Origin of the sequence: Oceanobacillus limi (genome assembly GCF_900111445.1) — a bacterium.
Classification (GTDB): Bacteria; Bacillota; Bacilli; order Bacillales; family Amphibacillaceae; genus Ornithinibacillus; species Ornithinibacillus limi.
Genome location: NZ_FOHE01000008.1, coordinates 151,834 through 174,469, shown reverse-complemented (window position 1 = coordinate 174,469; position 22,636 = coordinate 151,834). Strand labels below are relative to the sequence as shown.

General features: G+C 37.7%; 21 protein-coding genes and 1 other annotated feature. Of the genes, 1 reads left to right on the top strand and 20 read right to left on the bottom strand.

Annotated features, from left to right (window positions below):
- Positions 1 to 320: 320 nt before the first annotated feature.
- Positions 321 to 1,181: a LysR family transcriptional regulator gene (locus tag BMX40_RS10675; protein WP_090869682.1), complete on the bottom strand. Its 861-nt coding sequence runs from the start codon at positions 1,179 to 1,181 to the stop codon at positions 321 to 323.
- Between the two features lie 124 nt (positions 1,182 to 1,305).
- Here BMX40_RS10675 and BMX40_RS10670 point away from each other — a divergent pair, with 124 nt between their 5' ends.
- Entirely contained in the window at positions 1,306 to 2,070 is a 765-nt protein-coding gene (locus tag BMX40_RS10670; protein ID WP_090869680.1) for a class I SAM-dependent methyltransferase, read from the top strand.
- 141 nt (positions 2,071 to 2,211) lie between these two features.
- Here BMX40_RS10670 and pyrE read toward each other — a convergent pair whose 3' ends face one another.
- The 19 genes from pyrE to BMX40_RS10575 form a co-directional block, all read right to left on the bottom strand.
- On the bottom strand, positions 2,212 to 2,826 hold the full coding sequence (gene pyrE / locus BMX40_RS10665) for an orotate phosphoribosyltransferase (RefSeq protein ID WP_090869678.1): 615 nt from the start codon (positions 2,824 to 2,826) through the stop codon (positions 2,212 to 2,214).
- Positions 2,823 to 3,530, bottom strand: coding sequence for an orotidine-5'-phosphate decarboxylase (gene pyrF, locus BMX40_RS10660; RefSeq protein WP_090869676.1), 708 nt, complete (start codon positions 3,528 to 3,530; stop codon positions 2,823 to 2,825). The genes pyrE and pyrF overlap by 4 nt, the downstream gene beginning before the upstream one ends.
- Positions 3,527 to 4,438 (bottom strand): dihydroorotate dehydrogenase, encoded by a 912-nt coding sequence (locus BMX40_RS10655; RefSeq protein WP_090869675.1) that lies wholly within the window; start codon positions 4,436 to 4,438, stop codon positions 3,527 to 3,529. Before BMX40_RS10655 ends, pyrF begins: the two co-directional genes overlap by 4 nt.
- Entirely contained in the window at positions 4,438 to 5,190 is a 753-nt protein-coding gene (locus BMX40_RS10650) for a dihydroorotate dehydrogenase electron transfer subunit (protein ID WP_090869673.1), read from the bottom strand. Before BMX40_RS10650 ends, BMX40_RS10655 begins: the two co-directional genes overlap by 1 nt.
- Positions 5,187 to 8,387: a carbamoyl-phosphate synthase large subunit gene (carB, locus tag BMX40_RS10645; protein WP_090869671.1), complete on the bottom strand. Its 3,201-nt coding sequence runs from the start codon at positions 8,385 to 8,387 to the stop codon at positions 5,187 to 5,189. Before carB ends, BMX40_RS10650 begins: the two co-directional genes overlap by 4 nt.
- The gene (locus BMX40_RS10640; protein WP_090869669.1) at positions 8,380 to 9,480 is read right to left on the bottom strand and encodes a carbamoyl phosphate synthase small subunit; all 1,101 of its coding nucleotides are present in this window, start codon (positions 9,478 to 9,480) and stop codon (positions 8,380 to 8,382) included. The genes carB and BMX40_RS10640 overlap by 8 nt, the downstream gene beginning before the upstream one ends.
- Complete coding sequence (locus BMX40_RS10635; RefSeq protein WP_090869667.1) at positions 9,473 to 10,762, bottom strand: dihydroorotase; 1,290 nt, start codon at positions 10,760 to 10,762, stop codon at positions 9,473 to 9,475. The genes BMX40_RS10640 and BMX40_RS10635 overlap by 8 nt, the downstream gene beginning before the upstream one ends.
- Entirely contained in the window at positions 10,762 to 11,649 is an 888-nt protein-coding gene (locus tag BMX40_RS10630) for an aspartate carbamoyltransferase catalytic subunit (protein ID WP_090869664.1), read from the bottom strand. The genes BMX40_RS10635 and BMX40_RS10630 overlap by 1 nt, the downstream gene beginning before the upstream one ends.
- A 172-nt stretch (positions 11,650 to 11,821) precedes the next feature.
- Positions 11,822 to 12,364 carry a bifunctional pyr operon transcriptional regulator/uracil phosphoribosyltransferase PyrR gene (gene pyrR / locus BMX40_RS10625; protein WP_090869662.1) on the bottom strand — a complete coding sequence of 181 codons (543 nt, stop codon included), beginning with the start codon at positions 12,362 to 12,364 and terminating at the stop codon, positions 11,822 to 11,824.
- 242 nt (positions 12,365 to 12,606) lie between these two features.
- The gene (locus tag BMX40_RS10620) at positions 12,607 to 13,515 is read right to left on the bottom strand and encodes an RluA family pseudouridine synthase (RefSeq protein WP_090869660.1); all 909 of its coding nucleotides are present in this window, start codon (positions 13,513 to 13,515) and stop codon (positions 12,607 to 12,609) included.
- Positions 13,516 to 13,983 carry a signal peptidase II gene (lspA, locus tag BMX40_RS10615; RefSeq protein WP_090869658.1) on the bottom strand — a complete coding sequence of 156 codons (468 nt, stop codon included), beginning with the start codon at positions 13,981 to 13,983 and terminating at the stop codon, positions 13,516 to 13,518.
- A 761-nt stretch (positions 13,984 to 14,744) separates the two neighbouring features.
- On the bottom strand, positions 14,745 to 17,501 hold the full coding sequence (gene ileS, locus BMX40_RS10610; protein WP_090869656.1) for an isoleucine--tRNA ligase: 2,757 nt from the start codon (positions 17,499 to 17,501) through the stop codon (positions 14,745 to 14,747).
- 127 nt (positions 17,502 to 17,628) lie between these two features.
- Positions 17,629 to 17,854: a binding site (T-box leader), on the bottom strand.
- Between the two features lie 64 nt (positions 17,855 to 17,918).
- Positions 17,919 to 18,422, bottom strand: coding sequence for a DivIVA domain-containing protein (locus tag BMX40_RS10605; RefSeq protein WP_090869654.1), 504 nt, complete (start codon positions 18,420 to 18,422; stop codon positions 17,919 to 17,921).
- A gap of 157 nt (positions 18,423 to 18,579) precedes the next feature.
- Positions 18,580 to 19,359 (bottom strand): YlmH family RNA-binding protein, encoded by a 780-nt coding sequence (locus BMX40_RS10600; RefSeq protein WP_090869652.1) that lies wholly within the window; start codon positions 19,357 to 19,359, stop codon positions 18,580 to 18,582.
- A gap of 12 nt (positions 19,360 to 19,371) precedes the next feature.
- On the bottom strand, positions 19,372 to 19,638 hold the full coding sequence (locus BMX40_RS10595) for a YggT family protein (protein ID WP_090869650.1): 267 nt from the start codon (positions 19,636 to 19,638) through the stop codon (positions 19,372 to 19,374).
- A 3-nt stretch (positions 19,639 to 19,641) separates the two neighbouring features.
- Entirely contained in the window at positions 19,642 to 20,067 is a 426-nt protein-coding gene (locus tag BMX40_RS10590; protein ID WP_090869648.1) for a cell division protein SepF, read from the bottom strand.
- Between the two features lie 10 nt (positions 20,068 to 20,077).
- Entirely contained in the window at positions 20,078 to 20,752 is a 675-nt protein-coding gene (locus BMX40_RS10585) for a YggS family pyridoxal phosphate-dependent enzyme (RefSeq protein ID WP_170840753.1), read from the bottom strand.
- A gap of 21 nt (positions 20,753 to 20,773) precedes the next feature.
- Complete coding sequence (pgeF, locus tag BMX40_RS10580) at positions 20,774 to 21,586, bottom strand: peptidoglycan editing factor PgeF (protein WP_090869645.1); 813 nt, start codon at positions 21,584 to 21,586, stop codon at positions 20,774 to 20,776.
- 66 nt (positions 21,587 to 21,652) lie between these two features.
- Positions 21,653 to 21,907 (bottom strand): YlmC/YmxH family sporulation protein, encoded by a 255-nt coding sequence (locus tag BMX40_RS10575; RefSeq protein WP_090869643.1) that lies wholly within the window; start codon positions 21,905 to 21,907, stop codon positions 21,653 to 21,655.
- Positions 21,908 to 22,636 lie beyond the last annotated feature (729 nt).

Here is a 22,636-nt window from a genome sequence, read left to right as displayed (position 1 = left end):
GAATCGGGATTTGTCGTCTGCCGTAATGGCGACTTTATAAATATATCACACTATCATTTAAGTTGTCAATGCTTTTTTGAAATTTTTGCAACAAATTGATTTGTGTACGTGCGTTATCTTGAAAAAAATTGTGCTGTGATTAGCAGCGGATATTTATCATACAACGGGACTATAAAAAAGTCAATAAGAGCTGATCCGCTTCTTTTTTCCATCTCTTCCATAGTTAACCATTTAATAGTTACATAGTATAAGTGAATAAAAACTTCACCAATTAAAATTAAGAATGTACCACAATAATAGGTCCAACAATATTCCTTCTACTATAGGAAATCCTGTTGCGTCAATACATTAATAAACTCATCCACCTGTGGTAATTTGCGAATACCTTCTTGAAAGCAAACCCAAGTATCTCTGGTGACAGGGCTCCCATCTAATGTTAGTGGGATATGTGGATATTCATCCATCATCGAGTCAGATACACTTTTTGGCAGAACCGCCATACCAATCCCTTGCTTCATAAATTGCTTACATGTTTCAATTTGATCCACACGAATTGTTTTTTGAGGCAGAATTGCATCCTGATGGTGGTATAGCCAATTATCTACTAATTCATGCATACTGTCATCACTTTTAAAGGATATAAGAGGTCTCTCTTTAACGTTATTTCGTGGGAATGGTTCTGTATCATATATATATAATGGATCCTCAAACAAACGAATGCATGTGCTCTCCTTTAATTTCGAGCCTCTTATAATACAAACATGGTAATCTTTGTGATGGTTCTTTATATCCTCACTAATACCAGTAACTAGGTCTATTGTTACTTTTGGAAATGACTGGGTAAACTCACCGAGTATTGCTGGCAGAAAACGTTGGCTAACCAACGAGGAACATGCAATGGAAAGTGTTCCTTGTACTTCTTCACTTGATTCAGTCAAGTTATTTTTTAATGCCCGCTCCTGTTCTAACACTTTTTTTGCATGCTCTAAAATCATTTCCCCACTCGGCGTTAGAACGAGGTTTTTTGAAGTTCGAATAAAAATCTTCACCCCGAGATATTCTTCAATGTATTTTAGGCGTTGCGTTACAGCGGGCTGAGAAATTAACACGGCTTTAGCTGTTCCTCGAATTGTCCCTATCTCATTCAACTTAATGAGTAACTCATAATCTTCTATTTTCATACCAATCTTCCTTAATGATAAGAATTTATTATTGAATATTATAAAAAACAAGTATTTTACTTATTGCACAATCCATTATAACGTAAAGGTAACAATAAATCTATCATAGATAGGGGATAATTAAATGAAGGAAAAAGACATTATAAAAAGCGTATTTTCGAAAAATCGAAATGCCTATGTTACCAGTTCAACACATTCAAACGGACTAGACTTACCTCAACTAATGAAGTGGATTAAACCAAGTAAGAATATGAAGGCACTTGATATCGCCACAGGGGCTGGTCATGTTGCTAAACAGTTATCTATGTACGTAGATACCGTTTATGCCACTGATATTACAAAGGAAATGCTTCAAACTGCATCTCATCATTTAGCGGATTACCAAAATATCCACTATATAATTGCCGATGCGGAAAATCTACCTTTTCTAGACCGATCATTTGACCTTGTTACATGCCGTATTGCAGCACATCATTTCCTAAACCCACAGGCATTTATCAAAGAAACGTCGCGTGTATTAAAGTCAGGCAGAAAATTTCTTCTTATTGATAATATATCACCCGAGAAGCCTAAATTTGAGGATTTCATTAATAATCTAGAAAAAATGCGTGATCGAAGCCACAATCGTTCCCTGCGAATATCGGAGTGGGAACAATTGTTTCAGGAAAATCAATTAACAATTTCTCGAAGTGAAACAAAGAAAAAAACACTCCCCTATGATGAATGGATAAATCGAACATTAGCTTCGACAAAAGAGAAGAATCAGGTAATGAACTACATTAAAAACGCCCCCAAAGATATCCAATTATATTATCAAGTTACTACGAATAAATCTTCAATCCACTCGATCTCTATTGATGAATGGATGGTTCTGTGCCAAAAGGATTAATTAGGTTGTTCTTTTCCCACATTAATGTACGAATTTACTATTAACGGCAACAGTTTCTTTCCCTGTACTTTTAGGGAATTAACTTACATGTTTATATGTAAAAAAATAACAGCTAAGTAATCAGAACTTAGCTGTTATTAATTATAAACTGTTTCTCCACAAAAGTAGTTTTGCCTTGGTAGCATCATCAATTTGCTTATTCTCTACTAAATTATCTACTAAAATATCAAAACTTGTAATCGTATCAAATGAAAAATCATTCTTGAAAAAGTTAGCCCTCGCCGTCTCTAAACCATATGTAAAAATTGCCATAACCCCCAACACTTCTGCCCCCTCTTCTTGTAAAGCTTGGGCAGCCTCTATGGAGGATCCTCCTGTTGATATAAGGTCTTCAATGACGATTACTTTTTGTCCAGGTTTTATACTCCCCTCAATTTGATTACCTTTTCCATGTCCTTTTGGTTTTGATCGAACATATACCATCGGTTTATTTAGTAAATCTGCCAACCACGCAGCATGGGGAATACCTGCTGTAGCACAACCTGCAATAACGTCCGGTTTTTCCGACATCGCTTCTATCTTTTTGGAAAATGCCTTTGTAATTTTTTTTCGTACATCTGGAAACGACATCGTTATACGGTTATCGCAATATATAGGGGCTTTCATTCCAGATGTCCAAGTAAAATAATTCTCTGGCTCAATTTGAACCGCCTCAATCCGCAATAGATCCTTCGAAATCTCCTTGTCTAATTTCATCGACCTTCCTCCCATTCTTTTACAACCTGTAAGTATGCCTGTCTTGGATTATCTGCCTGTGTCACACTTCTACCAATCACGATTATATCTGATCCATTTCCCCTTGCCTTTTTTGGAGTAGACGTTCTTTTTTGGTCATTGGAATATGATGAATTTAGACGAATACCTGGTGTTACAGTTAAGAATGATGGAGTACATACCTCTTTTATCGGCAAAACTTCATGAATAGAACAAACAACTCCATCCGCTCCATTGTTCTGTGCAACCCGAGCATAATGAACCACTTGATCCTCTACCTTACCTGGTATACCTAATTCTACATTCATCGTTTGCTGATCCATGGATGTTAATATCGTAACTGCAATTAATTTGGGTTGTTTGCTCTTTGCTCCTATTAACAATCCTTCTTTCGCAGATTGAATCATCTTCTTCCCACCTAAAGCATGAATATTAACGATATCAACATCTAAAGCAGCTATATTTTTCATGGCTTTCTTAACCGTTGTCGGTATATCATGTAATTTTAAATCTAAAAAGATTGGATGATTATTTTCTTTTAAGTGTTCGATAACTGCTGGTCCTTCACGATAAAATAACTCCATTCCTACTTTTACCGGTACGCCTTTAAGTTCGTTTTGTTTCAAGAATAGGTCTGACTGCTGCCATGTCGGAAAATCTAGAGCTAAGAAAATGGAATCATTCATATAGCTATCCCCTTTCCAATCGTATCTTGTAAAGAATTAAATCCATATTTATTTAACGTAGAAGGTAATGCTTCTATTAGCTCTGCACATATGAATGGGTTTTGAAAGTTTGCTGTCCCTACTGCTACTGCGCTTGCACCAGCTAACAGAAATTCTAAGACATCTTCAGCTGTGGAAATCCCTCCCATACCTATTATTGGTATGTTAACTTTTTGTTTCACTTCATAAATCATCCGGATCGCAATAGGCTTGATTGCTTGCCCAGATAACCCTCCAGTGCTATTGGCTAATAAAGGTTTACCAGTTGGTAGATGGATTTGCATCCCGGTTAGCGTATTAATCATGGATAGACCATCAGCTCCAGCAGATTCTACCGCTTTTGCCATCGAAACAATGTCTGAAATATTCGGTGATAACTTCACATAGACTGGAAGATTACTAGCCCGTTTGACAACCTCTGTTACGCGTGCAGCCATTGCTGGATCCGTGCCAAATTGAATGCCTCCTTCCTTGACGTTCGGACAAGAAATATTTAGTTCCAGGGCATCAACATTTGGTGAGTCATTAAAAGCTCTTGCCACAAATTCATATTCTTCCAACGTACTACCTGCTATATTTGCAATAATCGACGTATTGTATTTCGCCAAAAATGGAACTTCGTTTGTGATAACATTTTCAACACCAGGATTTTGTAAACCAATTGCATTTAGCATTCCTGCGTGTGTTTCCGCAACTCTTGGTGTAGGGTTTCCATAGCGTTCTTCTCTTGTTGCAGCCTTCATGATAACAGCTCCAAGTAAGCTTAAATCATAAAACTGACTGTATTCACGCCCAAACCCAAAGCATCCTGATGCTGGCATAATTGGGTTCTTTAAATGAAGACCTGGCATTTCAACCGATAAATCCATTATAGTTTTACCTCCTCGGCATTAAATACGGGTCCATCTTTACAAATTTTTCGATACCCGGATTCCTTTTTCGATGGCACAACACAAGCAAAACACGCACCAACACCACATCCCATACGTTCTTCCAAAGAAATATACCCTCTAGTGGTAGGAAGTGACTGAGTGACTGCTTGTAACATTTGTATCGGCCCACATGAGTAGTAACAATCGATATGGTCAATTGTATGAACAACATCTGTCACAAAGCCTTTTTCACCATATGATCCGTCATTTGTTACAATAAGGTTTTCACCTAATTCTTGGAATTCCCTCTCATAAAAAACGTACTCACTTGATTGAAAACCTAGTATAGAAATAATCTTCATCCCTTTTTCTATAAGTGACTTACCAAGATAGTAGAGTGGTGGAACACCGATACCGCCACCGATTAATAATATAGTTGAATTACCCGTATCCATTTGAAATCCATTACCACTTGGGCCTAGGACATCAAGAATCGTTCCTTCTGGGGAGCATGCAAGCTGTTCTGTTCCTGAACCCAATTGTTTAAACAAGATCGTTAGGGTATTCGCATCTTGATCGACATTAGCAATCGAAATTGGCCTTCGAAGCGTGTGACCGTCAACATAAATGTGTATAAATTGACCAGGTATGGCTATAGAACTGATGTATTTATTTTCTAGAACCATTTCAATGGTATCTTTTGCAATCTTTCTTTTCGTTTGAATACGTACACGTTCTTTTTTTATCATAGAATCACAGCCTCTTTATTTGTCATCGGTTTTGCACTGAATGTTGTCGAATCAATGACATTTAAAATCGCATTAGCCGTATCTAAATTTGTTAGACAAGCAATTCCATGTTCCACAGACAATCGACGAATCATAAAGCCATCTGAGCGTGGTTGTTTACCGGAAGTTATCGTATTAATAACAAATTGCACCTGTCCTGTTTCGATGATAGATAGTACATTTGGTTCAGCATCTCCTACTTTTGCTACTTCTGTAACAGGTATCCCTAATGTACGAACCTGCTTCGCTGTACCATGCGTCGCATAAAGCTGAAACCCTAATTGATGAAATCGTTCCGCAATTTCTAGCATCTCTTGTTTATCTTTATCCGCTACGGTAAGTAATACTGCTCCTTCATTAGGAATAGACAACCCCGAAGCGATTAACCCTTTATATAATGCCTTCTCAAGTGTTTTATCATAACCTATTGCTTCCCCAGTAGACTTCATTTCTGGGCCTAAAATTGTATCCACACTGCGAAGTTTTTCAAAAGAGAATACGGGCACTTTGACAGAAACTTGTTGGTTCTCTGGTAGAATTCCAGACTGGTAACCTAAATCTGCTAGTTTTTTCCCTAAGATGCACTGGGTAGCGATGTTTGCCATGGTCACCCCAGTAATCTTACTTAAGAATGGAATCGTTCTACTTGCTCGGGGATTTACTTCCAGAACATAAACATCTTCCTCACTAATAATGAATTGAATATTAATTAAACCCTTTACTTTTAGTGCATTCGCTATTTTTATTGAGGCATCCATGCATTTGCGCTTCACTGCATCTGAAAGTCGCTGTGGTGGATAAACAGCAATGGAATCACCAGAATGGACACCTGCACGTTCAATATGCTCCATTATACCTGGAATAATTGTTGTTTCTCCGTCGCTAATAGCATCTACTTCAACTTCGATCCCAGTAATATATTTATCTATTAGAATCGGGTGCTCATTTGTATTGTTCGTTGTTTTGGATAAATAGGTTTGTAATTCTCTATCACTATAAACGATTTCCATTCGGCTACCACCAATGACATAGGATGGACGAACTAATACAGGGTACCCAATGGTATTTGCCACCTCCATTGCATTATCAAGGTGTAGTACCGCTTTTCCTTTTGGTCGTAGTAGTTTGAGATCGTCCAGTAACACCTCAAACTTATCTCGATCTTCAGCACGGTCGATCGCTTCCAGGTTTGTTCCTAGAATAGTCACCCCACGCCGTTCTAAACCTGCTGCTAAGTTTATCGCCGTTTGACCACCAAATTGGACAACAACACCTTCAGGCTGTTCCAATTCAATCACGTGCATCACATCTTCTAATGTTAACGGTTCGAAGTAAAGTTTGTCTGAGATACTAAAGTCCGTTGAAACCGTCTCTGGATTGTTGTTCATTATGATTGCTTCGTATCCCATTTCTTTAATTGCCAATACAGAATGAACCGTTGCATAATCAAATTCAATCCCTTGCCCAATTCGAATCGGTCCAGACCCTAATACGAGTACTTTCTTCCGATCCGTACGCAGGGACTCATTTTCCTCTTCATACGTGCTATAAAAATAAGGTGTTTGTGATTCAAATTCAGCAGAACACGTATCAACCATTTTATAAACGGGCGTAATATTTTCCAGCAGGCGTAATGCATATACTTCATCTACATGAACATTCCATACCCGAGCAATTTGTACATCAGAAAATCCTAATTCTTTTGCCTGGGTTAATAATTCCATTGAAAACGGATTTTCTTGTAGTTTTCTTTCTAATGCAATTATTTTGTTAAGTTTGGTTAGGAAAAAACGATCGATTTTTGTTACTTCGACGATTTCATCAACCGATTTCCCACGTCTAAGTACTTCTGCCAAAACAAAAATTCGTTCGTCATCCGCTTTTTGTAGGCGATCCATTAATTCCGCTTCCTCTACGTCTAATAAGGATGCCAACCAAAAATCCTCCGTCTCCACATCTAGGGAGCGTATTCCTTTTAACAAGGATTCTTCAAATGAACGGCCAATCGCCATTACTTCACCGGTTGCCTTCATTTGCGTACCAAGTTTTCTGTCTCCTGTTACGAACTTATCAAAAGGAAATCGTGGGAGTTTGGAGACAACGTAGTCTAATGCAGGTTCGAACATAGCAAACGTTGTACCTGTGATCGGATTTTTAATTTCCTCTAGTGTTAACCCAACAGCGATTTTAGCTGCCATTTTAGCAATTGGATATCCAGTAGCCTTAGAAGCCAACGCAGATGAGCGACTCACCCGAGGGTTAACTTCGATAATGTAATACTCAAAACTTTGCGGATCTAGTGCTAATTGAACATTACAACCACCTTCGATTTTGAGTGCACGAATTATTTTTAGCGATGCATTCCTAAGTAATTGATACTCTCGATCACTCAATGTTTGGGATGGTGCTACTACGATAGAATCGCCTGTGTGTATCCCAACTGGATCGACATTTTCCATGTTACAAACAACGATCGCTTGGTCGTTGTGATCACGCATTACTTCATACTCGATTTCTTTATATCCAGCAATATTTCGTTCGACTAAACATTGTTGAACCGGTGATAAAGCTAATCCATTACGGGTGATTTCCTGTAATTGCTTCTCGTTATAACACATACCACCACCAGTTCCTCCAAGCGTATATGCTGGCCGTACGATTAGCGGGTAGCCGATTTCTTCTGCAAACGCTAATGCTTCGTCTACGGTGTGAACAATCTGACTTTCAGGAACAGGCTCATCAATTTCATGCATGAGGGTACGAAATTTTTCACGGTCTTCTGCTTGCTGGATAGCATCTAAAGATGTACCTAGTAACGACACGTTATATTCTGCTAAAATACCTGTTTCCTCTAAAGCAACTGCTAGATTTAATCCTGTTTGCCCTCCTAGTGTGGGTAAGAGTGCGTCAGGCTGTTCCTTACGAATAATCTTCGTTAAAAATTCAACGGTAAGCGGCTCCATATATACTTTATCTGCAACGGTATGATCGGTCATAATGGTTGCAGGATTTGAATTAGCGAGTATAACGGTATATCCTTCTTCACGAAGTGCTTGGCAAGCTTGGGTTCCCGAGTAATCAAATTCTGCTGCCTGACCAATTACAATTGGTCCTGATCCAATGACAAGTATCTTTTTAATATCATTCCGTTTAGGCATACGCTATCTCCTCACTTCGCTTTTGATTTTCTTTGACCATACGTAAAAAGTCATCAAATAAATAATTGGTATCTTCTGGTCCAGGTGAGCTTTCAGGATGATACTGTACCGAGAAAGCAGGATAATGGTTATGCTTGATTCCTTCCACTGTTTCATCATTTAAAGCAATTTGCGTTAACTTCAATCCAGTATTAACTAGAGAATCTTTTACTACTGCATAGCCATGATTTTGAGAAGTCAAGTATGTTCGATTATTCTCCAAATCTTTTACAGGATGATTACCGCCTCGATGACCGAATTTCATTTTTTTGGTTTCGGCACCACAGGCCAAGGCTAATAATTGATGCCCTAAACAAATCCCGAAAATCGGAACCTGTTTGATAACTCCCTTGATCATTTCAATGGATTCTGGTACATCTTTTGGATCCCCTGGGCCGTTCGTGAGCATAATTCCATCTGGCTTTAAACGTAGTATATTTTCAGCCCCGTAATTATAAGGAACAACAGTAACATGGCAATATCGTTTCGTTAGTTCGCGAAGTATTCCGTGTTTCATTCCAAAATCTACTAAAACGATTCGAAATCCTCTACCGGGTACAATATAAGGTTTAATAGTGGAAGTTTGTTTTACTTGATCATTCCGAAGTGATCGATTCGTCAAGCTCTCTAAAATGGAAGGAACAGATTCATCACAATCTGCGATAATGCCCTTCATTGTCCCGTGGTTACGAATGATTTTCGTTAATTTACGCGTATCAATACCAGCTATTCCAGGTATTTGATGTGCTTTTAGAAAATGATCAATCGTTTCATCACTTCTAAAATTCGATGGATAATCACTAGCTTCCCGTACAATAAGCCCATTAATAAAAGGGGCAACCGTTTCAAAATCATCGCGATTTATTCCATAGTTTCCTATTAACGGATAGGTAAGCGTAACAATCTGGCCACAATAAGAAGGGTCTGTAATGATTTCTTGATATCCTGTCATACTTGTATTAAATACGACTTCTCCACTAATTTGACGATCACTTCCAAATCCTTTTCCTCTAAAAACTGTTCCATCTTCTAAGACCAATTGACGATTATTCATGATGAAAACCCTCCCCATAAACAATTTTACCTTCACTTATTGTCAGTACTGGTGAACCGATCACTTCCCAATTATGAAAAGGCGTATTTTTACCTTTTGAATAAAATGTATCCTTGTCTATTTTTGACTCTTTGGTTAGATCTACTAAAGTTACGTCCGCAATTTCCCCTTCCGCTAATTTTCCATAAGGAAGATGAAATACAGTAGCTGGCACTACGGTTAACCAATCAACTAATTGATTAAACGTTACCTTGCCATTTTTCACAAGATAGGTATAGAGCAATGAAAAAGCCGTTTCTAAACCGACTATCCCAAAAGGGGCATCTTGTATTCCTAATGCTTTCTCTGCTTCTGAATGTGGGGCATGATCGGTTGCTATAAAATCAATCGTTCCATCGAGTAACCCTTCTAATAATGCTTCTTGATCGTCAGTGCTTCTAAGTGGTGGATTCATTTTATAGTTCGCATCATCCTCTGTGATCACGGATTCATTTAATAGAAGATGATGTGGCGTTACTTCTGCTGTTACATGAATCCCCGCCTTTTTTGCATCACGGATAACACGAACCGATTCCTTGGTACTAACATGACACACATGATAGTGACAGCCTGTAGCTTCAGCAAGCAGGACATCACGAGCAATTTGTACGGACTCACTTATCGAGGGGATCCCTGGTAAATCAAGACGTTGACTTACCTCTCCTTTATGTACCACCCCTTCATAAACGATAGAATTATCTTCACAGTGAGCGACAATTGGTTTCCCACATGCAGCAGCCTCTTTCATGGCACGGAGCATGAAATCAGCCGTTTGAATTCCTACCCCATCATCGGTGAATGCAAACACTTGATTTATTTTTGCAATCTCTCGAATCGAAGTTAGCTCCTCACCTGCTAATTCTTTCGTTATCGACGCGTAAGGTAATACGCGAACAACTGCATCATCCTTGATTTTGTCTAACAATTGCTGTACTTTCTCGGGTTGATCTGGAACTGGGTTGGTATTTGGCATGGCACATACAGTAGTAAATCCACCGCGTGCTGCTGCTTGGGTACCGGTTTTTATTGTTTCTTTATGTTCTCCTCCAGGCTCTCGTAAATGAATATGTACATCAATAAAACCAGGAAGTAATACATTGTTTTTACAATCAATCACTTGTTCAGCTTCTATTTCAATAGATGAATCAATTTTTTTAATCGTACGATGCTCAATAAGGACCTGACATGCTTCCATTTCTTCGTTTATATTCAATCGGTTAACATTTTTTAGTAGTAAACTCATTAAATTTTCCCCCATTCTTGTAATACGTGTGTCATGACAGCCATTCTTGCATAGACTCCATTTTCCATTTGCTTAAATATCCTTGAACGATTACACTCAACTAATTCAGAATCAATCTCCACGCCACGATTAACAGGTGCAGGATGAAGAATGATAGCATGAGGCTTCATTTTTTTCTCTCTATTTTTTGTTAATCCCGCCCGATTCAAATAATTCTCTGTTTTTGATTGGACGATATGCCTTTCATGTTGAACCCTTAGCAACATGATGACATCCATATGTTCTGTAGCTTCATCTATTGATAGATATGGAAGGTTTAGCGACTCGTCTTCAAAGCCTTCTGGTGCTGATAAATAAACCTTTGCTCCGAGTCTTTGTAGAGACAAAGCATTCGTTCGAGCAACTCTGCTATGTTTGAGATCACCAACAATTGCTATCTCCAAATCTTCAATTCTGCCAAACTCTTGATAGATCGTTAGCAAATCTAACATGCATTGAGTTGGATGCTCTGTTTTTCCAGAACCGGCATTAATTATAGGAATGGATAGTTTTTTGTCTAACTCGTTAAACCAATCATCAGATTCATGACGAATCACAAGTAAATTGGCTCCAATAGATTCAAAGGTCTTCGCGGTGTCATAAAGTGATTCCCCCTTCTTCATACTCGAAGTCTCCGTGTGAAAATCCAGTACATCCATCCCTAGTTTCCTTTGTGCAACTACAAAACTCATTTTCGTTCTCGTACTAGGTTCAAAAAATAAATTAGCAACAAACTGATTATCTAATTTTGGCCAGCTTGTTTTTCCTGTGCGATAAGCTTCTGCCGTTTCTAACCACTGATAAATTTCTTCTGTCGTTAGCTGGTTTGTTGAGAAAAAATGTCGCATGATAACCTCCCATGATACTGTTTTAAAATCACTCAGACTGCTGTTTAGATAAATGAAGGTAAAAAAATACCCCTTTGCTTTTGGTCGCAAAGAGGTATACGTGTAGTGATTGAGTACACGTAGTCTATACGACCTTGTAAACCTCTCTGGATTTACGTTAAAGGTCTTTTATTTACTTTTCATAAATAGCAACTTGATCTGACGCATCTATTTCATCAAGTTGAACCACTATAATCTCTTTTTCTGAAGTTGGGATATTTTTTCCAACGTAATCAGCACGTATCGGCAATTCACGGTGGCCACGATCAACTAAGACACCTAATTGAATTTGTGAAGGTCTTCCGATATCCATAACTGCATCCATTGCAGCACGAACCGTTCTACCTGTATATAGTACATCATCAATTAAGATAACTTTTTTATTTGTCACATCAACATCTATTTTTGTGTCTTTTAGCTCCGGTTCACTTGATTCAACTGCTTTTTGCAAATCATCACGATATAATGTGATGTCTAACTCACCAATCGGTACATCTATGTCTTCTATTTTTTTGATTTTTTCTTGTAACCTTTGAGCGAGAGGAATTCCTCTTGTCTTTATTCCAACGATGACTAAGTCTGCCCCGCCCTTGTTCTTCTCTAGAATCTCATGGGAAATACGTGTCAGTGCACGATTCATCGCTTTATCATCAAGTACGACATTTTTCTTTTTCACTTGCTCACCTCTTTTACATTGCTATGTCTTTTTACCGCTATCATTTAGTTGAGATTAGGAGCGGAATGAATCGCCCTAAATCACCTTTTCTAAAGAAATAAAAAACCCTTTCTTCCATGAGGAAAAAAAGGTTTTGAATACACTTATCTCGTGTAAATGTTTATTCCGCACCTTTTAGCCTCACGGGACTATGTTAAAGGATCTATTCATTTTATTTATTATTTCAAATATAACTTTCTCTGTCAATACATTTTTTCAATGTTCGCTAATAACTCCTCAAAGTAAGCTGGTAACTCCGCTTCAAATTGAAGCCATTGCCCAGTGCGTGGATGTTTAAACCCTAGGACTCTTGCATGCAGTACTTGGCCATTCGTGTCCCATGTTTTACGCGGGCCATATTTTGGATCACCTACAAGCGGAAAACCAATATAGCGCATATGTACACGAATTTGATGCGTTCTTCCGGTTTCTAATTGACATTCAATATGAGAATACTCTTTGTAGCGTTTTAATACTTGGAAGTGAGTGACAGCATTTTTTCCATTCTCAATAACTCCCATTTTTTGCCTATCCTTTGGATCCCTTCCAATTGGTGCATCAATCATTCCTGTGTCATGGTCAATAACCCCATGAACAACAGCTTCATATTTTCTTTCAATTTCCTTTGAAGCCAATTGTTCTGCTAGTCCTGTATGGGCTTGGTCATTCTTGGCAACAACCAATAGTCCGCTCGTGTCTTTATCAATCCGATGAACGATACCTGGCCGTTCTACACCGTTAATGCCAGATAAATCGTTACAGTGATGTAATAAAGCATTGACCAAGGTACCTTGTTGATGACCTGCTGATGGATGGACTACCATTCCTTTCGGTTTATTGACAACAAGTAAATCTTGATCCTCATACACGATATTTAACGGGATGTCTTCTGCTTTAATTTCGAGTGGTTTCACCTCTGGAATATCCCAACGAACAACATCTCCTACTTGGCATTTGTAATTTGCTTTGACGATTTGATTGTTCACCGTAACAAGATCTTCTGTAATCCATGCCTGTACTTGTGATCGAGACCTATCTGGATTGATCTTAGCCATTAACTTATCCAGTCTCGTTTTGCCTTCTGATTCTGTTACTACGTGCTCTAAAGTCATTTAAGCTTGCTCCTTCTTCTTCTTTTCATCTAATATCGTTGCAACTATCACAAGTCCAACTCCAACAACAAGTGCCGAATCTGCGATATTAAAAATTGGGAAATCATACCCAAAAATAATAAAATCAAAAAAATCCACTACTTCTTGATGTAGCACACGATCAATAAAGTTACCAATTGCACCACCTAAGATAAAACTCAATGCAACCGCAAAGAGTTTACTTTCTTTGGCAAATTTATGCATGTAATATATAACTCCTACTATTACAATGACCGTAATGATATAAAAGAATACCATTCTTCCTTGTAAAATTCCCCATGCTGCACCACTGTTACGATGTGAAGTTAAGTAAAAGAAGTTTTCCAATATCGTAATTTGTTCATATAGCTCCATATTTTTGACAACAAGCCACTTTGTAAATTGATCAATTCCAATAATTATTGCTGCGATTATGTAGTACCAATACATATTTATCCTCCGATTCCTCTTTAACATCCATTTATGTATAGTCAATCCTTCATTTATCTTATACCGATATCCTATATTTTTCAATATAAGTTATCAAAAGCACCTATATAGAAACCATGGAAGATCCAACATTCGCTCGAACTAGAATTTAAATTAGTTCAGTTTTTCTTTAAAGCATCTCGTCACTAGGGTGCAGATAAGATATATTATGTGACATAACTAAAAATGATTGTTGGTGCATATAACTCGCTACGGAAATACATTTCGCTTTCCACGGGCTCGCGCTGAGCCTCCTCACTCGCAAAGACCGCTCCCTACGGGGTCTCAGCGTCTTCGCTTTCCCGCAGGAGTCTCCATGTATTTCCTCCGCTGATATATTTTGTGATTTTTATTCAATCAATAATCATAGTTTCATGATGTATATTCTCGAAAAATAAGAAACACTTAAACAGCGGAGACAGAATGCGTAGACTCCTGTGGGAACAGCACGAGTCCGAAGACCCCGCAAGAAGTGGTTTTCTTCTGAGGAGGCTGAGGCCGTGCCCACGGAAAGCGAAGTATTCTGTTGTAGCGACATTTTAGCACTATTGAAAGATGAAGATGATAGGAATTTCACTAAATCATTATGTCACATAATACATCTTATGTGAAAAAAGTTCGATGAACTATAACATTTAAATTTGCTCTCAATCGTTTCGTTAAGTCCGAACACCTAGAAAATAAAGCCCTCTAAACTAATAGAGGGCTTTATGACAAAGGTTTTATCCTACATAATGTTCTTTTACTACATCCGCACAACGTGTACATAGTGTTGGATGCTCAGCATCTTCTCCTACAGAATCAGATGCAACCCAACAACGTTCACATTTTTCAGCCGAATGTTTTTCAACAGCAACATCGACTAGTTTGTATGTTTTTGCATTTTCATTACTTTCACCAACCACAGCTTCTGAAACAATAAACAATTGATGAACTTCTTCAATGGAAGTTAATACATTCTTCGTTTTTTCATCCTTTGGAATTACAGTGATTTTTGCTTCTAATGATTTTCCAATTACTTTTTCATTCCGAGCTTCTTCAAGCGCCTTATAGACGTCATCACGTACTGCCATGAAATGATTCCATTTTTCTTCTAAGCCTTTAAAGTTTGCGATTTCACGCGGATCTGGAATATCCGTTAATTGTACACTTTCCTCTTTAACTCCTGGAATGTATTCCCATACTTCGTCTGCTGTATGTGGGGTAATAGGAGTTAATAGCTTAACTAACGTTGTTAAGATTTCATAGTATCCTGTTTGAATACTTCTACGACGCGGATTATCTTTTGCTTCAATATATAAAATATCCTTTGCAAAATCCAAATAGAAAGAACTCAAATCATCCGCACAGAAATTATGGATACGATGAAATATTGGAGAAAACTCATATTTCTCATAGCTTTCTCGAACATCTTTTAGCAAGCTCTGCAAACGATGAAGCATGTATCGATCGACCTCTTGCATATCTGCTTCTTCTACACGATCTGTTTCTGGATTGAAATCAGAAAGATTTGCGAGAAGGAAGCGGAACGTATTTCTAATTTTGCGATATGCTTCTGATGTCTGTTTCAATATATCGTCAGAGATTCGTACATCTGCTTGGTAATCAACGGAAGATACCCATAATCTTAGAATATCAGCACCTAATTGTTTCAATACCTTAGAAGGTAACATAACATTCCCAAGAGATTTACTCATCTTACGTCCATTACCGTCCAAGACAAATCCGTGACTAATTACATTCTCGTATGGGGCCTTCCCTGTTACCGCAACGGAAGTAGATAAAGAAGAGTTAAACCATCCACGATATTGGTCACTACCTTCTAAGTAAACATCAGCTGGCCGTCTATGATCATCACGCTCCAAAAGTACTCCTGCATGAGAAGAACCGGAATCAAACCATACATCCATAATATCTGTTTCTTTTGTAAATTTACCATTCGGACTATGGTCAGATGTAAATCCTTCAGGTAGTAATTCATTTGCTTCTTTTTCAAACCAAATGTTTGAACCGTGCTTGGCAAATAGCTTAGACACATGTTCGATCGTTTCATCAGTAATGATAGCAGTACCATCTTCACCATAAAAAACAGGAATTGGAACTCCCCAAGTACGTTGACGTGAAATACACCAGTCTTCACGATCACGAACCATGTTATATAATCTCGTTTCTCCCCATGATGGATACCAATTTACTCGGTTAATTTCATCTAGGATGTCTTGACGAAAGTCCTTAATGGATGCAAACCACTGTGAGGTTGCCCGGAAAATGGTTGGCTTTTTCGTCCTCCAATCATGCGGATAGGAGTGAGTTATAAATGTCAGCTTTAATAAAGCACCTACTTCTTCCAATTTCTCTGTTATCGTTTTATTCGCTTTGTCATAGAACATACCTTCAAATCCAGGAGCTTGAGCTGTAAATACACCTTTTTCGTCTACTGGACACAACACATCAATACCGTATTGTTTAGAAATATAAAAGTCATCTTCCCCATGACCAGGAGCAGTGTGTACACAACCAGTACCTGCATCCGTTGTAACATGGTCACCTAATATAACAAGAGAATCTCGATCATAGAACGGATGTCTAGCAACTGCTCTTTCTACTTCTTGGCCTTTAAAGGTTTTGACAACTTGTGGGTTTTCCCATTCTAATTCCTCTGTAACAGACTCCAATAAATCTTCGGCGATAACAAAACGATCCCCTGCAACTTCAACAGCAACATAATTTAATGTGGGATGCACAGCAATTGCTAGGTTAGCTGGAATCGTCCATGGAGTTGTTGTCCAGATGATTATCTTATCACCTTGTTCTAGAACCCCTTTTCCATCGGCCACTTCAAAAGCAACATAAATAGAAGGAGAACGCTTATCTTGGTATTCAATCTCTGCTTCAGCAAGAGCTGATTCCGATGACGGAGACCAATATACGGGTTTTAATCCTTTATAAATATACCCTTTCTTTGCCATTTCTCCGAACACTTTAATTTGAGCTGCTTCATAATCTTTAGTTAAGGTGATATAAGGGTTATCCCACTCTCCTCGAACACCTAATTGCTTAAATTGAGTACGCTGATTATCCAATTGTCCCATTGCATATTCAGCACATTTCTGTCTAAATTCAGCAATACTCATTTTTTTGCGGTCTACCTTCTTCTTCTTCGTCAATGCCGTTTCAATTGGTAATCCATGAGTATCCCAACCTGGGACATACGGGGCATGATAACCTGTCATTGATTTATAACGTGTAATAAAATCCTTTAAGATTTTGTTTAGCGCGTGACCAATGTGGAGATCACCATTAGCGTACGGAGGTCCATCATGTAAAACAAATAACGGTCGATCCTTCGTACGTTCTTGGCCTTTTTCATATAGATTCATTTCTTCCCATTTTTCTTGTCTCTTTGGTTCCTTATTTGGTAAATTTCCACGCATCGGAAATTCTGTTTTCGGCATGAGCAGTGTCTCTTTATATTCCATACCAACTTTCCTCCTTATCGTTTCTTAAAATCAACGATTGCCTATCTTTTAGACAAACTTCGAATGAAACTAAATTAGATAGTAGCCTTATTTCTACCTAAAAAACAAAAAGAGCCCTCTTCATCCCAAAAGGGACGAGAAGGCTCGCGGTACCACCCTTATAAATTTAAAATCAACCATTTTAAATTCACTTGATATTCGTAACGTGAATAATCCGTCCATTTCTACTAGGAATCCGTTCGAATGGATACTCCGGAGTGATTTTCTAAAGCAGTACTATACCAGGCTTCCACCCACCCTGACTCGCTCTTACAGTTAAATCTACTTTATACTTTCTCCATCATCGTACTTTTACTTTTCTTTTCAACATATACTATGTGTATGAATTATATGTAAAAAAGCAATAAACGTCAAGGGTTATGACTCATTATTTACTAATTCGAGTTCTTCACCCATTTCTACATCAAACAGTTCATCCCAATCATCTGTGTCAATCAAATCGAGCTGCGCTTCTACTAACATCTTGAGACGAGTGCGGAAAACTTTCGCCTGTTTCTTAAGCTCCTCTACCTCTAAGGAAATCCGTCGAGATTTCGCTAATGCTTCATTTATAATACGATCAGCATTTTTTTCAGCTTCTTTAATAATAAGCTTGGATTCTTTTGTTGCGTTACTTTTTACTTCTTCTGCCGTTTCTTGAGCAACTAAAATTGACTTATTTAACGTGCCTTCAATATTTGTAAAATGACTTAACTTTTCATTCATTTGTTCTACTTTTTCATTTAGCTCTTTCTTTTCTCGAATTACAATTTCATAATCTTTAATAACCTGATCTAAAAATTCATTAACCTCATCTTCATCATACCCTCTAAAACCTCTGGTAAACTCTTTATTATGAATATCTAGCGGTGTTAATGGCACAAAGGCCACCTCCTTACATGTAATGGAATTTCTATGTTCGTTCAAATTATTATACTATTGTTATAACTACTTTTCGACATAAATTTCAAAAATCCTGCAAAAAGATATAATTATTTCGGAAAACTTGCTAACTTATCTTTTAAATTTAAGACTAATACTAATCACGCAATAGAGCTGTAGTTATCCTTATCTTTTCTTTCTTTGTATACCCGTTCACCTTTAACAACTTGCTTCTACCTTTTCCTCTTAACGAAATGAGGTCGTCCTCCTGAAGGATAAATTTCCCATCTTCGACCAATTTATAATTTACTTTCACATATTTTTTTTGAATAAATTCTTGGGCAACTTTCCTTGATATATTGTAGATCTCTTTGAGAACATTATCCAATCGTAGTGAAGAAACCGTTTGCTCTGTTTCCTTCCAGTCTGGCTTATTTTCAGTAAGGCTATCAAGAGGGATTTCTTCCAATTGTAAACTTGCTTTTTTGATAGAGGTTAAATTAGTGCTTACATAAAGAGCAATATCAGCAGAAGTAATTAGTTGTATGATTCCATCTTTAACTACAATATCCCCTAGTTTTTTTCGCTTCATTCCTAAAGAAAGAAAAGCACCCATTACATCTCGGTGGGATAAACGAATAAACTTCTCTGGATACGATGCTTGTAAAAGGCATAGTTGAAAGTCATCCTTCTCTATTTCCTCGTAATACGGAGCAATAATGACCCTTTTTCGTTCGGAATAACTACCACCTCCAAATTGCTTCACAATAACATCTTCATTAGATGTGCCAATAATCATTTCCACAATTTGCTGTTCACGAGGATCAAGGAAATCTGTGATTTTCCTTTGATAGGACCTCTCCACTTCCTCTTTCCATGAAAGCACTTGATCAATAAAATCATGTTCGTCTTTTCTAAAGTGTTGATATATATCCATAACCTTCAACCCTTAAAAAGCAATCATTCGATATAATTCCCAAAGTCCGCTTCTTGCTAGATGAATGACAAGAATCGCTACAATAGGAGATAAATCAATCATACCAAGTGGAGGGATTATTTTTCTAAACGGCTCCAAATAAGGCTCACAAATCTTCGTTAAAATTGTACCAAATGAAGATTCCCTTGCTCCCGGAAACCATGACATAAAAATATAAATGATTAATCCGAAGCTATATATATGTAATGCCGTATCTAATAAACTAAAAATTTGACCCATCTATTACCATCCTTTACTAAAATCTTGTTCTGCAATCGAATCGGATATTGATCCACTAATATCAACATTATTTGGAGCGCATAAAAAAGTCTGTGAACCAAGCTTTTGTATATTTCCATTTAACGCATATACCGTTCCACTTAGAAAATCGACAATTCTCATTGCCTCATAATGCTCCGCTCGCTGTAAATTTATGACAACAGCCCTTCGATTTACAATATTATCAGCTATTTCTTGTACTTCATCATAATTTCTCGGTTCACAAAGTACAACCTTGGATTCCGATTTTTCAATACTAGTTAGACTAATAACATTGTCACGCTTAACACTTCGTGGCTGATCGGATTGTAGCGTTTCCTCTTCAACATATTCATACTCATATTCTTCATCCATCGTGAAAAAGTTTTTAATCTTATTTCTAATACTCATTTTTACCCCCCTATTCCCTACCAACAAGCTTTGAACCTATTCGAATATGTGTTGCACCTTCTTCAATAGCTATTTTGTAATCGTTACTCATCCCCATTGATAAATAATTACAAGGCGCATGTTTATATTGTTCGCTTTTAACCTTATCCCTTAACAAAGATAAATTCTTAAAGATCTCTCGTAATTGACTTTCATCTTCGATATGTGGTGCCATTGTCATCAATCCTATAATTCGAACATTAGGATATCGTTCAACATCTTTAATAAATGATACTACTTCCTTTGGATCGACTCCATGTTTAGATGCTTCACCACTAACATTGACTTGTACAAAACAATCTATTGGTTCTATAGCACGCTTGTCTATCTCTTTTGCTAAAGAAATCCGGTCCAATGAATGAATAGCATCAACCTTATCGATAAGATCTTTCACCTTCCGAGATTGTAGGGTCCCAATAAAGTGCCAATTTGCACGATCTTGAAAATGATTAAACTTTTCTTGAAAACCCTCTAGACGGTTTTCGCCAAGATTTGTAATGCCTGCATCAATTGCTTCTTCTGTACGTTCTATTGTAACATATTTCGTCACACCGATTATGGTTATTTCTTCAGGATTACGATTTGCTTTTTGACAAGCCTCCAATATATCTGTTTTTATTTTTTCTAGATTTGTTGCTACATCCATTATTACCAATTCACCTCTCCCTTAGAATTTCCTATAGCCAATATACCCTAACATTCTCCCGGTTTGGCCTCGGTCCCGACGATGTGAATAAAATAGCGAATTTTCTTTGAAAGTACAATAATTTGTTACATCTATATTATTACGAAATACCCCACATTGTAAAAGGATTTCGACATTTAATTGCTTTAGATCCAATAAATAACGATCTCTTCCTGTTTGTATAACGGTATGATCCATAAAATTAGATTCTATTTTACTAACGACATGGTCGTTTACTTCGTAGTTTTCCTGGGAAATACATGGCCCAATAACTACCAATAGCTTTGAAGGATCTACTCCTTGTGACTCAAACTTTTCCACCATTTGTTCAGCAATTCGGTTAACCGTTCCCTTCCAACCTGCATGGGCTATACCTAAATAGCCAGTTTCTGGATCAAAGAAAAATAATGGTACACAATCTGCAAAGAAGGCCGTACACAGCAAGCCAGCTTCATTGGTAATTAATCCATCTGTACCTTTAATCGAAGTATTATAATCGGCTGAACCTTTTCCTTTATCAAGTTGTGTAACGAAATGTACATATGATTGATGAACCTGCTCACCAGAAACCCAATTCTCAAGTGGGAACTCTAACTTATCAGCCAGTGAACGCCTATTTGCTATAATATTGGACTGCTCATCGGAAACATGTAATCCTAAGTTAAGAGAATCGAATGGAGGGTTGCTTTCCCCTCCATTTCTTGTTGTAAAACCCGCAATTAGTGATGGATGCAATTCTTGCCATTTCTCTATCATAAGAAATGCGTCGTCTTGTTGCTTAAAAACTTCTGCCATGTCACAACCTCCTAAATGGTGTGCTTTATCCAATCTTATCATAACATAAGATTGATACAGAGGTTATTAATCAATAAGTAAACGCTGCCCATTTGCGTCTCGAACTAAAATAACATCAATTCCAATTGTAACAATTTGATCCCAATAAATAATTAATTCATCTGCTTTTCCAAATAGTCCATTCTTCTCTCGCAAATATACGATCAATGCGGTAATTCTTCCACGAATTGGGTCAATTTCTAAATCGGATATATGACCAACTCTTTTCCCATCACTGATTATGATTACCTCTTTTGTTTGAAGTTCCGACAATGTGACCATTTCAATCACCCACCTCATAATGATATATATGCACGTACTAGTCGAATTATCCCGTATGAGTAAGGTTGTTTCTTTTTTCTCTTCTTTCGTAGTAGATGGATGATGCGTCATAACTTTAGGTTGAGTTTATTTCAGCATCACCGACGTGATTTCCGATCCGGGCAGTCGCTTTCCGTGGGCACGGCCTCAGCTTCCTTGAAAATAAAAACCAATTTTCTGCGTGCGATGTATTGCTGACGAAGCCTTCCTTGTCCTCGGAAGCAAAACCACTTCCTGCGGGATCTTCGGACACGTGCTGTTCCCGCAGGAGTCGACTGCCCTTCTCTCCAATCACTGTATCTGTTTTTACCATCTAAACGATAAAAAATTCATATTAGCGAAGAAAATTCACTCCTGCGGGAAAGCGAAGACGATAAGACCCCATAGAGAGCGAGGGTACTACTTGAATATACTTCTTTGTTCCCTTGCGCCGAGGAAGCCTGCTACAAAGCGTTACTGGAAGACGCAGGCGCACTTGTTTTGCGAGCGAGGAGGCTTATCGCGAGCCCGCGGAAAGCGTAGTGAAATTTTCATAGCGGCGGTTTGATCTTTCAATTATTTTATCAATTACTGAAAGCAAATATAACAAATGATTACTTCGCATTATATGCATAATACGTAGTAACATGAAGGCAAAAGAAAAAATCCGAACGGGTTCGGATTTTTTATAAGTATATATTTATTTTTCAA

Excerpts from the sequence above, each read along its gene's own strand:
- BMX40_RS10620 (WP_090869660.1), bottom strand. The coding sequence starts at position 13,515 with ATGACTTTAGAGCACGTAGTAACAGAATCAGAAGGCAAAACGAGACTG.
- pgeF (WP_090869645.1), bottom strand. The coding sequence starts at position 21,586 with ATGGCAGAAGTTTTTAAGCAACAAGACGACGCATTTCTTATGATAGAG.
- pyrE (WP_090869678.1), bottom strand. The coding sequence starts at position 2,826 with ATGAAATTAGACAAGGAGATTTCGAAGGATCTATTGCGGATTGAGGCG.
- BMX40_RS10575 (WP_090869643.1), bottom strand. The coding sequence starts at position 21,907 with ATGGTCACATTGTCGGAACTTCAAACAAAAGAGGTAATCATAATCAGT.
- carB (WP_090869671.1), bottom strand. The coding sequence starts at position 8,387 with ATGCCTAAACGGAATGATATTAAAAAGATACTTGTCATTGGATCAGGA.
- lspA (WP_090869658.1), bottom strand. The coding sequence starts at position 13,983 with ATGTATTGGTACTACATAATCGCAGCAATAATTATTGGAATTGATCAA.
- BMX40_RS10585 (WP_170840753.1), bottom strand. The coding sequence starts at position 20,752 with ATGGATGTAGCAACAAATCTAGAAAAAATAAAAACAGATATATTGGAG.
- ileS (WP_090869656.1), bottom strand. The coding sequence starts at position 17,501 with ATGGAATATAAAGAGACACTGCTCATGCCGAAAACAGAATTTCCGATG.
- BMX40_RS10635 (WP_090869667.1), bottom strand. The coding sequence starts at position 10,762 with ATGAGTTTACTACTAAAAAATGTTAACCGATTGAATATAAACGAAGAA.
- BMX40_RS10655 (WP_090869675.1), bottom strand. The coding sequence starts at position 4,438 with ATGGATTTATCGGTTGAAATGCCAGGTCTTCATTTAAAGAACCCAATT.
- BMX40_RS10595 (WP_090869650.1), bottom strand. The coding sequence starts at position 19,638 with ATGGGTCAAATTTTTAGTTTATTAGATACGGCATTACATATATATAGC.
- pyrF (WP_090869676.1), bottom strand. The coding sequence starts at position 3,530 with ATGAATGATTCCATTTTCTTAGCTCTAGATTTTCCGACATGGCAGCAG.
- BMX40_RS10640 (WP_090869669.1), bottom strand. The coding sequence starts at position 9,480 with ATGAATAATCGTCAATTGGTCTTAGAAGATGGAACAGTTTTTAGAGGA.
- BMX40_RS10675 (WP_090869682.1), bottom strand. The coding sequence starts at position 1,181 with ATGAAAATAGAAGATTATGAGTTACTCATTAAGTTGAATGAGATAGGG.
- BMX40_RS10650 (WP_090869673.1), bottom strand. The coding sequence starts at position 5,190 with ATGATAAAAAAAGAACGTGTACGTATTCAAACGAAAAGAAAGATTGCA.
- BMX40_RS10590 (WP_090869648.1), bottom strand. The coding sequence starts at position 20,067 with ATGAGTATTAGAAATAAGATTAAAAACTTTTTCACGATGGATGAAGAA.
- BMX40_RS10670 (WP_090869680.1), top strand. The coding sequence starts at position 1,306 with ATGAAGGAAAAAGACATTATAAAAAGCGTATTTTCGAAAAATCGAAAT.
- BMX40_RS10630 (WP_090869664.1), bottom strand. The coding sequence starts at position 11,649 with ATGCGACATTTTTTCTCAACAAACCAGCTAACGACAGAAGAAATTTAT.
- BMX40_RS10600 (WP_090869652.1), bottom strand. The coding sequence starts at position 19,359 with ATGGATATATATCAACACTTTAGAAAAGACGAACATGATTTTATTGAT.